The organism is Bradyrhizobium sp. Ken51, assembly GCF_055807435.1.
This window is the reverse complement of record NZ_JBVVPB010000069.1, coordinates 1-10,955: the sequence shown is the minus strand read 5'-3', so window position 1 is coordinate 10,955 and position 10,955 is coordinate 1. Positions and strand designations below refer to the sequence as shown.

Annotated in this window: 9 protein-coding genes and 1 pseudogene; 2 read left to right on the top strand and 8 right to left on the bottom strand. The window is 64.6% G+C overall.

Going from position 1 to position 10,955, the window contains the following annotated elements; all coding sequences use genetic code 11:
* Together AC0L27_RS40165 and AC0L27_RS40160 are read left to right on the top strand one after the other, a co-directional pair.
* Positions 1-843, top strand: an 843-nt coding sequence (locus AC0L27_RS40165) for an efflux RND transporter permease subunit (protein WP_473323541.1), incomplete at its 5' end; no start/stop codon positions are given.
* Positions 844-1,104: 261 nt separating this feature from the next.
* A pseudogene (locus tag AC0L27_RS40160) lies at positions 1,105-2,233 on the top strand (AAA family ATPase).
* A 33-nt stretch (positions 2,234-2,266) separates the two neighbouring features.
* Here AC0L27_RS40160 and AC0L27_RS40155 read toward each other — a convergent pair.
* The 8 genes from AC0L27_RS40155 to AC0L27_RS40120 all read right to left on the bottom strand — a co-directional run.
* Positions 2,267-3,052 (bottom strand): inositol monophosphatase family protein, encoded by a 786-nt coding sequence (locus AC0L27_RS40155; RefSeq protein ID WP_027515509.1) that lies wholly within the window; start codon positions 3,050-3,052, stop codon positions 2,267-2,269.
* Positions 3,053-3,136: 84 nt separating this feature from the next.
* Positions 3,137-4,237, bottom strand: a complete 1,101-nt coding sequence (locus AC0L27_RS40150; RefSeq protein WP_354209433.1) for a tetratricopeptide repeat protein — start codon at positions 4,235-4,237, stop codon at positions 3,137-3,139.
* Positions 4,238-4,245: 8 nt separating this feature from the next.
* On the bottom strand, positions 4,246-4,935 hold the full coding sequence (locus AC0L27_RS40145; protein WP_354209432.1) for a thiamine phosphate synthase: 690 nt from the start codon (positions 4,933-4,935) through the stop codon (positions 4,246-4,248).
* Positions 4,936-4,938: 3 nt separating this feature from the next.
* Positions 4,939-5,964 (bottom strand): class I fructose-bisphosphate aldolase, encoded by a 1,026-nt coding sequence (locus tag AC0L27_RS40140; protein WP_354209431.1) that lies wholly within the window; start codon positions 5,962-5,964, stop codon positions 4,939-4,941.
* Positions 5,965-6,176: 212 nt separating this feature from the next.
* Entirely contained in the window at positions 6,177-7,244 is a 1,068-nt protein-coding gene (gene fba, locus AC0L27_RS40135; RefSeq protein WP_275174305.1) for a class II fructose-bisphosphate aldolase, read from the bottom strand.
* Between the two features lie 67 nt (positions 7,245-7,311).
* On the bottom strand, positions 7,312-8,508 hold the full coding sequence (locus tag AC0L27_RS40130) for a phosphoglycerate kinase (RefSeq protein WP_354063092.1): 1,197 nt from the start codon (positions 8,506-8,508) through the stop codon (positions 7,312-7,314).
* Between the two features lie 145 nt (positions 8,509-8,653).
* Positions 8,654-9,661 carry a type I glyceraldehyde-3-phosphate dehydrogenase gene (gene gap / locus AC0L27_RS40125; protein WP_027515515.1) on the bottom strand — a complete coding sequence of 336 codons (1,008 nt, stop codon included), beginning with the start codon at positions 9,659-9,661 and terminating at the stop codon, positions 8,654-8,656.
* A gap of 147 nt (positions 9,662-9,808) precedes the next feature.
* The coding region (locus AC0L27_RS40120) for a transketolase-like TK C-terminal-containing protein (protein ID WP_473323539.1) at positions 9,809-10,955 on the bottom strand (1,147 nt) is incomplete at its 5' end.

Below are 10,955 nucleotides of genomic sequence, written 5' to 3'. Positions count from 1 at the left end.
GCCGATGCCCGCGACCGCATGCGGACCGAGGACATCCTCAACTACAACGTCAAGAACAGCCGGGGCCAGCTCGTGCCTTTCTCGTCCTTTGCCACCGTGGAATGGGCGCGCGGCCCGACGCAGATCACCGGCTTCAACTACTATCCGGCGGTGCGCATCTCCGGCGAAGCCAGACCCGGCTTCACCTCGGGCGATGCCATCGCCGAGATGGAGCGGCTTGCCGGCAAGCTGCCGCGCGGCTTCGGCTATGAATGGACCGGACAGTCGCTCCAGGAGAAACTCTCGGGCTCGCAGGCGCCGTTCCTGCTCGGGCTTTCGGTGTTCGTGGTGTTCCTGTGCCTGGCCGCGCTTTACGAGAGCTGGACCATTCCGCTCGCGGTGCTGCTCACCGTGCCGCTCGGCATCGTCGGCGCCGTGGTCGCCGCCATGCTGCGCGGCCTGCCCAACGACGTCTATTTCACCGTGGGTCTGATCACCATCATTGGCCTTGCGGCCAAGGACGCGATCCTGATCATCGAATTCGCCAAGGATCTGCGGAAAGAAGGCAAGCCGCTGGTGGACGCCACCATCGAGGCTTGCCGCCTGCGCTTCCGCCCGATCCTGATGACCGGCCTCGCCTTCATCTGCGGCGTGCTGCCGATGGCCATCGCGCATGGTGCCGGCGGCGCCAGCCAGCAGGCGCTCGGCAGCATCGTGATGGGCGGCATGATCGCAGTGGTGATTTTGGCGCTGCTGATGGTGCCGGTGTTCTTCGTCTCGGTGCAGCGCGTGCTGGGCGGGGATCGGGAGAAGGCGGCGAAGAAAGCCGAGATGTACGGGCCGCCCGCACCGGCCAAGCTGTAAGGTGAGGTGTCATGCTCCGCGAAGGCGGGGCATCCAGTAGGCCGCGGCCTTTCCGTACCCAACAGACGTCTCTGGATACTGGATCATCCGCCTTCGCGGATGATGACAGTCGGGTTTGCTCCGGTGAGAGGCGGCCACTGAACGCCGGATCGGTCGGCTTGCTTTCTCGGGAGTCTCAATCCAGACTGCATCCCTGGATTGAAAGAACGTATTCGCACCACGCCGCGAATGCACAGACACCCTGCCGATCGAAAGCATGTCATGCGTCCGAGCGAAATTGCGATCTCGAACTATCGCTCCATTCGGCGGCTCTCCATACCCATCCATCCCCTGTCGGTGTTTGTCGGCGAAAATGGAGTCGGCAAGTCCAATCTCTACAAGTCCTTGTCGCTGTTGCGCGACGCGGCGACCGGTCAAATCACCCGCACGATCGCCGATGAAGGCGGATTGAATTCGGTCTGCTGGTCCGGCCTACGCAAACGAGGCGAAGATGGGCGGCTGCGGCTGTCGGCCACATTCGATAGCATGAGATATTTCATCGAGCTCGGGTTTCCCAGCCCGCTTCAGGCCGCGTTTTCCGGCGAGCCGATGATCAAGACCGAAATGATCGAGGCGACGCGCGGCAAACGCACGGTCAAGCTGATGGAGCGGGTCAATTCGCTCATCAGCGTCCGCGGCGAGAGTGGCGCCTGGATCGCTCACAAGGATGCGGTGCTGCCGTCGGAGACCGCGCTTGCGGCTTTTTCCGATGGCAAGCAGTGCCCGGAAATCGACCTGATCAGAAATGCAATGCTGGGCTGGCGCTTCTATCATGACTTCCGCACGGGTCCTGCGTCACCGATACGAAAGCCTTGTCTCGCGATCGCAACGCCCTCGCTTAGCGCCGATGGCATCGATTTGGCTGCCACCCTGGCGACCCTCTACGTCATTCGGGAAGACGCCAACGACCTGCAGGACGCGATCCAGGATGCATTCCCGGGCGCCGAACTCCGCGCATGGGAAGAAAATGGCAGGTGTGAATTCGATCTGCAATTGCCGGATATGCCGCGGCCGTTCAGGGCTCATGAAACTATCCGATGGGACGCTCAAATACATTTGCCTGCTCGCGGTGTTCATGGGTTACCGGCTGCCGCCGTTCATCGCGCTGAACGAACCCGAGACCAGCCTGCATCCGTCGCTGCTCGCGCCGCTCGCCCGGCTCATCGCCAAGGCATCGCGCCGCGCCGACATTTGGATTGTCACCCATTCGGAACAGTTGATGGACGCATTGCGAAGCGAGAGTTCGGTCCCGCTTCGCCGGGTGATCAAGTCGAAAGGCGCCACGGCCATCGAGGGCCTGACCATCGGCGGTGAATATCGCGACGACGAACCCGACGAGGACGATGATTAGCCGCCGTAGATCGAGCCGTCGCGCTACTGCGGCCTACTTCCGCAAAATCTTCACCAACTCCCCGTGCACGAATTCATTCCCGCACACGACATTGCCCGTCACCAGCGCATCGCCCGGCGTGTCGATGTCGGTGATCGTGCCGCCCGCTTCGCGCAGCATGATCATGCCTGCCGCGATGTCCCAGGATTGCAAATTGCGCTCCCAGTAGCCGTCGAGGCGGCCGGCGGCGACGAAGGCCAGATCGAGCGAGGCGGCGCCGAAGCGGCGCAGGCCGGCGACGCGCTCCTGCATCGCGGTCATCTCGCGGCGGAATTCCTCGTGGTCGCCGCGGCCGATATGGGGCAGTCCGCAGGCCACCACGCATTCGTTGAGCTGGCGGCGGCCGGCCACGCGCAGGCGCTGGTCGTTGAGGAAGGCGCCCTTGCCACGTTCGGCGATGTAGAGCTCGTCATTGGCGGGATTGTAGATCACGCCGGCGATGATCGTGCCTTCGCGCGAAAGCCCGATCGAGATCGCGAATTGCGGGATGCCGTGCAGGAAGTTGGTGGTGCCGTCGAGCGGATCGACGATCCAGGTGTGGCTCTTGTCGGAGCCCTCGCGCGTGCCGCCTTCCTCGCCGATGAAGCCGTAGCCGGGCCGCGCCTTGGCGAGGTCCTGGTAGAGGATCTCCTCGGCGCGCTTGTCGGCCAGCGAGACGAAATTCGCCGGCCCCTTCAGCGAGACCTGCAGATGCTCGATCTCGCCGAGATCGCGCTTGAGGCTGCGGCCGGCGCGGCGCGCCGCCTTGACCATGACATTGATAGTTGCGGAATACAGCATGAGCTCTGGTCTTGATCGGGGGAAATGGCGCGAAATCGCGCGTGTTTGAGGGATGGGGTGCCCTGCGAGGGGCTTAAGGTCAAGTCATTTGGTCCCGAGCCATTTCCTGGCGGCAGTCTCGGCCTTGGCCCGGTCCTCGGCCGGCAAATCCGACAATTGCTTGTCCAGCTCCGGATCGCCCTTGCCGGCGGTCTTGGCCACCAGATGCCATTTAAAGCCCTCGACCTTGTCCACGGCCGTGCCCATGCCGTTGATCAGCACCCAGGCCAGCCGGTTCTGCGCGATCGCGCTGCCCTGGCGGGAGGCCTTGCGGAGCAGAGCTACGGCCGCCGGCTGGTTCTTCGGCGTGCCGGTGCCGTTGAACAGCGCGATGGCGTATTCGACCTCGGCATCGACATTGTCGGTCAGAGTGGCGACCTGGAGCAGACGCACCGCCCGTTCCAGGTCCTTCGGCACGCCAGTGCCTTCCTTGTAGAAGGTCGCGAGCGCGTATTGCGCCTCGGGCAGACCGGCATCGGCCGCCTGGCGCAGCAGCTCGGCGGAGCGCTTGACGTCCTGCGGCAGGGTCTGGCCGTCGAGATAGAGCAGCGCGAGGTTATAGGCCGCCTTGGGCTCGCCGAGCTTGGCGGCGGACGCCATCAGCTTGACCGCTTCGTTTTTGTCGACCGGGCCGCCACGGCCGGAAATCCTCAGCATGGCGAGCGCGAACATCGCCTCGCGGTCGCCGGCGTCGGAGGCGCGCTTGTACCATTGCAGCGCCTTGGCATAGTCGCGCCGGATGCCCATGGCGTTGGAATAGAGCTCACCCAGCATGGTCATTGCCTTGGCATCGCCTGTTTCGGCACGGGCCGTGGCGAGATCGAAGGCGGTCTTGTACTGGCCGCGCTGATAGGCGCCGTACACCAGATCGACGTTGGGATTGTCCGTCGGAGGCGCTGGGATCACGGTCGCGGCCGGAGCAGGCTTTGGGGACGCTGAAGGCTTGGGGGAGGCTGAGGGTTTGGGCGCCGGCGCCGCTTCCTTCTTCTTGGTGATGGTGTGCGGCGTGGCCTTCGGCTTGTCCTTGGTTTTCTCGGCCGAAGGGCTCGGCGTCGCCACGGGCGGCGTGATCTGGAGCTGCGCGGCCGCGGGCACTGTGAGCAGCAGCAGCAGCGTGGCCAGGATGGTGATGCGCGGGAGCTTCATGTCGGGCGCTAGCCGTGCTCTTGACCCGCAGGATTTTGGCCCGCAAGCGCAGCCGCATGGGCCTTCTTGATAGCAGCATCTATCTCGACCAGCGCGGCCTTGGGTCCGCGCGGATCGGCCCAGATGAAGTCGCCCACCAGCACGAAATCGGCGCCGCTGACGGCGAATTCGTGGGCCTCTTCCAGCGAGATGGCAAAGCCGACGCAGGGCGGCTCGAACAGCTCGGCCCACCAGTCCAGCCGCTCGGCAATCGCTTGCGACGACGGCCGCTGGCCTTTCGCGTCAGGCTCGCCGAACAGCACGTAATCCGCGCCGATCTCGCCCGCATCCATGGAATGGTGCCGCGTTGTCAGCCCGCCGACGCCGGCGATGCGATCGGGCTTGAGCGATGGCAGCGCCTCTTTCAGCGCGGCGATGCCGGGCAGGTGCGCGCCGTCGGCGCCGCCGCGTGCGACGAGCTCAGGATGGCCGTCGACGAGCAGCGCGGCGCCCGCTTTCTGAACCGGCGGCGCCAAGGCCTTGATCCGCGAGATCATGGTGCGCTGGTCGGTCACCTTCAGCCGCAGCAGCACGGCCGCGACGTCGGCGGCGGCGAGCAGGCCAGGCAGCTCGGCCAGAAGCGAAGCGGGATCGTCGACGATGGGCGTCGCGAGATAAAGGCGCGGCGCCGGGCGCGGCGGAGGAGATTTGTTCGACAAGATCTAGGCCGCTTTCTTTTCCAGGCTGCTTTGCCATTCGCCTTTGGAGGCGAGGCCATTCATGCGCGCGCGGTGACTGAATGCGTTTTGTCCGGCCGCGACGTTCTCGGCCTTGCCCGACCAGGCCTTCTGCGGCGCAGCCTGGAGTGCGCGACCGTAGGAGAAGGTCAGGCCCCACGGCAGCGGGCCGAGCTTGTGCATGGCGTTGAGATGCGCCGTCGCCTCTTCATCCGACTGGCCGCCGGAGAGGAAGGCGATGCCGGGTACCGCCGCAGGCACGCACGCCCTAAGCAGCCGTATGGTCTTCTCCGCGACCTCTTCGACGGAGGCCTGCTTCGCGCACTTTTTGCCGGAGATGGCCATGTTCGGCTTTAGCACCATGCCCTCGAGCGCGACGCGCTGCACGCGCAATTCCTGGAACGTCTTGTTGAGCACGCGGCTCGTCACCTCATAGCAGCGGTCGATGTCGTGATCGCCGTCCATCAGCACTTCGGGCTCGACGATCGGCACGATCTGCGCGGCCTGGCACAGCGCGGCATAGCGCGCCAGCGCGTGGGCGTTGACGCTGAGCGCGGTCATCGAGGGAATACCGCTGCCGATGTCGATCACGGCGCGCCATTTGGCGAAGCGGGCGCCGCGCTCGTAATATTTCTTCAAGCGCTCGGCGAGCTTGTCGAGCCCGACGGTGACGAGCTCTCCCGGGCACATCGGCAGGGGTTGCGTGCCCTCGTCGACCTTGATGCCGGGAATGGCGCCGCTCTGTTCGATCAGCTTGACCAGGGGCGTGCCGTCCTTCGCGTTCTGCCAGATCGTCTCGTCGTAGAGGATGACGCCGGAGATGTACCGGCTCATGGCTTCGTTCGAGCGGAACAACATCTCGCGATAATCGCGGCGGTTCTCCTCGGTCGATTCCACGCCGATTGCGTCGAAACGCTTCTTGATGGTGCCGGAGGATTCGTCGGCGGCAAGGATGCCCTTGCCGGGCGCGACCATGGCGGCCGCGATCCTGTTGAGCTCAGTCAGATTCATCGAGATGTCCTCCCAAAACGATTCTGCCCTTGCCGGTGAAAATAGACCGTTCTCGGGCAAATGCCGAGTTAACGTTCGTCGCAGGGGCGCCGCTGTCATTCCGGGATGCGCCGAAAGGCGCAGGCCCGGAATCCATAACCGCAGGCTGTGGTCATGGATTCCGGGCTCACGCTCCGCGTGCCCCGGAATGACGGAAGGATGTGGTTGAGGCCTTACGCCACCTTCGGGGCGAGCTCGCCCTTGGCGTAGCGCTTGGCCATCTCGGCCGTCGTCAGCACCTTCTTGATCTTGGAGGCTTGCCCGGCGGTATTGAATTCCTGGAGCCGCTGCTTGCAGAGCTTGGTCATCGCTTCCATTGCGGGCTTCAGGTACTTGCGCGGGTCGAACTCTTCCGGATTGTCCTTGAGCACTTTCCGGATCTGGCCGGTCATCGCCATGCGGTTGTCGGTGTCGATGTTGATCTTGCGCACGCCGTTCTTGATGCCGCGCTGGATCTCGGCCACCGGCACGCCCCAGGTCGGCTTCATCTTGCCGCCATAGGTGTTGATGATGTCCTGGAGGTCCTGTGGCACCGACGAGGAGCCGTGCATGACGAGATGCATGTTCGGCAGCTTGCGGTGGATCTCCTCGATCACGTTCATGGCGAGGATGTCGCCGTCGGGCTTGCGGGTGAACTTGTAGGCGCCGTGAGACGTCCCCATCGCGATCGCGAGCGCGTCGACCTGGGTCTCCTGGACGAACTTCACCGCTTCATCCGGATTGGTCAGGAGCTGGTCGTGGCTGAGCTTGCCCTCGGCCCCGTGGCCGTCTTCCTTGTCGCCCATGCCGGTCTCGAGCGAGCCGAGCACGCCGAGCTCGCCCTCGACCGAGATGCCGCCGAGATGGGCCATGTCGGTCACGGTCTTGGTGACGCCGACATTGTAGCCCCAGTCGCCGGGGGTCTTGCCGTCAGCCTTGAGCGAGCCGTCCATCATGACAGAGGTGAAGCCGGCCTGGATCGCGGTCATGCAGGTTGCCGGCTCGTTGCCGTGGTCGAGATGCACGCAGACCGGGATGTGCGGATAGATCTCGGTCACCGCGTCCATCATGTGCTTGAGCATGACGTCGTTGGCATAGGAGCGCGCACCGCGCGAGGCTTGGATGATGACGGGCGCGTCGACCTGGTTGGCCGCGTCCATGATCGCCAGCGCCTGCTCCATGTTGTTGATGTTGAAGGCCGGGACGCCGTAATCGTTCTCCGCCGCATGGTCGAGCAATTGACGCAACGTGATCCGAGCCATCTGTGTTTTTCTCCCGTTTGGGCCTGCAAGGCCACTGCTTGAAGGCGGCTGACGAATTGCCGACCGATTACTTGGTGCGCAGAACTTCGACGCCGGGCAGGGGCTTGCCTTCCATCCATTCAAGAAATGCGCCACCGGCGGTCGAGACATAGGTGAAATGACCGGCCACATGGGCCTGGTTGAGGGCCGCCACGGTGTCGCCGCCGCCCGCGATCGAGATCAGCTTCTTGGCTTTGGTGCGCTCGGCCGCGTGCTTGGCGGCGGACATCGTGCCGCGGTCGAATGGCTGCATCTCGAAGGCGCCGAGCGGTCCGTTCCAGACCAGCGTCGCCGCATCGTCGATCGCGGCATGGACACGCGCGATCGATTGCGGACCGACGTCGAGGATCATGCCGTCGGCCGGGATCGCGTCGAGGCCATAGGCGTGCGACGGCGCGTTGGCCGCGAAATGATAGGCGACGGTGGCGTCGACCGGCAGGATGATGGCGCAGTTGGCGGCTTCCGCCTTTTCCATGATGCGCAACGCGGTCGCGGCGAGATCCTTCTCCGCCAGCGACTTGCCGATACCGACGCCCTGGGCGTGCAGGAAGGTGTTGGCCATGCCGCCGCCGATCACCAGCGCGTCGACCTTGGTCACCAGGTTTTCGAGCAGGTCGATCTTGGTCGAGACCTTGGCACCGCCGATGATTGCGATGACGGGCTTGGTCGGTGAGCCCAGCGCCTTCTCCAGCGCGACCAGTTCGGCCTGCATGGTGCGGCCGGCATAGGCGGGCAGCTTGTGGCCGAGGCCTTCGGTCGAGGCGTGGGCGCGGTGCGCGGCCGAGAACGCGTCGTTGACCCAGATGTCGCCGAGTTTTGCGAGCTCCGCGACAAAGGCGGGATCGTTCTTCTCTTCCTCTTTGTGGAAGCGGGTGTTTTCCAGACAGAGGATGTCGCCGTCCTTCAGGCCGGCAACGGCCTTGGCCGCGGGCTCTCCGATGCAGTCGTCGGCGAAGGCGACGGGCTTCTTAACGACCTTGGCGAGCGCCTCGGCAACGGGCTTGAGCGAGTCCTTGGCATCGCGCCCCTTCGGCCGTCCGAAATGCGCGAGCAGGATGACCTTGCCGCCCTTGTCCGAGATTTCGGTGATGGTCGGCGCGACGCGCTCGAGCCGGGTTGCGTCGCTGACGCGCCCGTTCTCCATGGGCACGTTGAGATCGACGCGCAGCAGCACGCGCTTGCCCTTCACGTCGACGTCGTCGAGGGTGCGGAATTTGTTGGTCATCTCTGGGCTCTCTTGTCCCGGGCCTCTAGGAGGTCATTCCGGGCGCGCGTAGCGCGAACTATGGTGCGCAATTGCGCACCTGAGAATCTCGAGGTTCCGGGTCTGGTCCTTCGGACCATCCCGGAATGACGAAACAGCTGCGGAGTTAGATCACCTTCGCCATCGCGACGGCGGTGTCCGCCATGCGATTCGAGAAACCCCACTCGTTGTCGTACCAGGACATCACGCGCACCAGCGTGCCGTTCTGCACCTTGGTCTGGTCCATGTGGAACGTCGAGGAGTGCGGGTCGTGGTTGAAGTCGATCGAGACGTTCGGCGCGGTGGTGTAGCCGAGGATGCCCTTGAGCTGCTGCTCGGAGGCACGCTTCATCGCCTCGTTGATTTCCTTCGGATCGGTGGCGCGCTTGGCGACGATCTTGAGGTCGACGACCGAGACGTTCGGGGTCGGCACGCGGATCGCGACGCCGTCGAGCTTGCCCTTCAGTTCCGGCAGCACGAGGCCGATCGCCTTGGCGGCGCCGGTCGAGGTCGGGATCATCGACATCGCAGCCGCGCGGCCGCGATAGAGATCCTTGTGCATGGTGTCGAGTGTCGGCTGGTCGCCGGTGTAGGCGTGGATCGTGGTCATGAAGCCGGTCTCGATGCCGACCAGGTCGTTCAGCACCTTGGCGATCGGCGCAAGACAGTTGGTGGTGCAGGAGCCGTTGGAGACGACCAGATGTTCCCGGGTCAGCGTGTCGTGGTTGACGCCGTAGACGATGGTGGCGTCGGCGCCGTCGGCCGGGGCGGAGACCAGCACGCGCTTGGCGCCGGCGGTCAGATGCGCGGAGGCCTTGTCCTTCGAGGTGAAGATGCCGGTGCATTCCATCGCGATGTCGATGCCGAGATCCTTCCAGGGCAGCTTCGAGGGATCGCGCTCGGCGGTCACCTTGATCTTGTTGCCGCCGAGGCTGATCGTGTCGCCATCGACGGTCACGGTGCCGGGGAAACGACCATGGACGCTGTCGAAGCGAAGCAGATGGGCGTTGGTCTCGACCGGGCCGAGGTCGTTGATGCCGACGACCTCGATATCCTTGCGGCCGGACTCAGCGATGGCCCGCAGAATGTTGCGGCCGATGCGGCCAAAACCGTTGATTCCGACGCGGACTGCCATGTTTCGTCTCCTTCAATGACCGTTGTCATCCCGCACAACGCGCTAGCGCGCCTGCGAGGGTTTTTTTAGGGCGGACGCCCGGTTCGGCCGGGCGGGGCTTGATCATATGGGAAGTTAGGTAGTCCTTTTTTTCGGCAATCTCAACTCTCAGGAAACGCGTTTCAGAACGGCGTTAACTGCGGCCTCGGCGGTAATGCCAAAGTGCTGGAATACCTTGTTGAGAGGGGCGCTGGCGCCGAAGGAGTGCATGCCGATAAATTCGCCATCCTGGCCGATCACGGCGTCCCAGCCCCAGCGCACGGCGGCCTCGATCGCGACCTTGACCGGCGCGTTGCCGATGATCTCGTCGCGGCGCTCCTTTGGTTGCGCTAGCAGGAGCTCGAGCGAGGGAACCGAAACCACCCGGGTCGGAATGCCGCGCTCGGCGAGCTGCTTCTGGGCGGCCACGGCCATCTCCACTTCGGAGCCCGATGCGAACAGCGTCGCCTTGGCTTCGCCCTGGGCGGCGACCAGCTCGTAGGCACCAAACCGGCAGGGGCTCTCGTTCGGTGCGGTGGTGCGCAGCTGCGGCAGGTTCTGCCGGGTCAGCGCCAGCACTGTCGGGCCGTCGATGCGGTTGAGCGCGAGCTCCCAGCATTCGGCAACCTCGATGGAATCGCAGGGGCGGAACACGCGCATGTTGGGAATGGCGCGAAGCGCCGAGAGATGTTCGACCGGCTGGTGGGTCGGGCCGTCTTCGCCGAGACCGATGGAATCATGGGTCATGACATAAACGACCCCGGTCCCCATCAACGCGGCGAGCCGCATCGCGGGCCGGGCATAATCCGTGAACACCAGGAAGGTCGCACCGTTCGGTGCAAAACCACCGTGCAGGAAGATGCCGTTCATCGCCGCGCACATGCCGTGTTCGCGGATGCCGTAATGGATGAAGCGGCCCTTCGGCGACTTGGCCGAGAACGCGGTCGCCGACTTCGCCTTGTTGTTGTTGGAGCCGGTGAGGTCGGCCGAGCCCGCCAAAAATTCCATCGGCATCGCGCCGGCAATCACTTCGATCACGGCTTCGGATGATTTGCGGGTCGCCGCGGTCATCGGCTTTTCCAGCAGCTCCTTCTTGTAACCTTTGAACGCCTTCGCGAGCGCGGCCGGGCGCTCGTGGCGCAGGCGACGCTCGAACTCGGCGCGCTTGCGGCTGCCGAGTTCACCGAGCCTTGCTTCCCATTCCTGTCGTGCCGCCGCGCCACGGCTGCCGGCCGCGCGCCAGGCCTTCAGCACGTCGTCGGGCACCGAGAACGGC

Excerpts from the sequence above, each read along its gene's own strand:
- AC0L27_RS40150 (WP_354209433.1), bottom strand. The coding sequence starts at position 4,237 with ATGAAGCTCCCGCGCATCACCATCCTGGCCACGCTGCTGCTGCTGCTC.
- AC0L27_RS40155 (WP_027515509.1), bottom strand. The coding sequence starts at position 3,052 with ATGCTGTATTCCGCAACTATCAATGTCATGGTCAAGGCGGCGCGCCGC.
- gap (WP_027515515.1), bottom strand. The coding sequence starts at position 9,661 with ATGGCAGTCCGCGTCGGAATCAACGGTTTTGGCCGCATCGGCCGCAAC.
- fba (WP_275174305.1), bottom strand. The coding sequence starts at position 7,244 with ATGGCTCGGATCACGTTGCGTCAATTGCTCGACCATGCGGCGGAGAAC.
- AC0L27_RS40130 (WP_354063092.1), bottom strand. The coding sequence starts at position 8,508 with ATGACCAACAAATTCCGCACCCTCGACGACGTCGACGTGAAGGGCAAG.
- AC0L27_RS40140 (WP_354209431.1), bottom strand. The coding sequence starts at position 5,964 with ATGAATCTGACTGAGCTCAACAGGATCGCGGCCGCCATGGTCGCGCCC.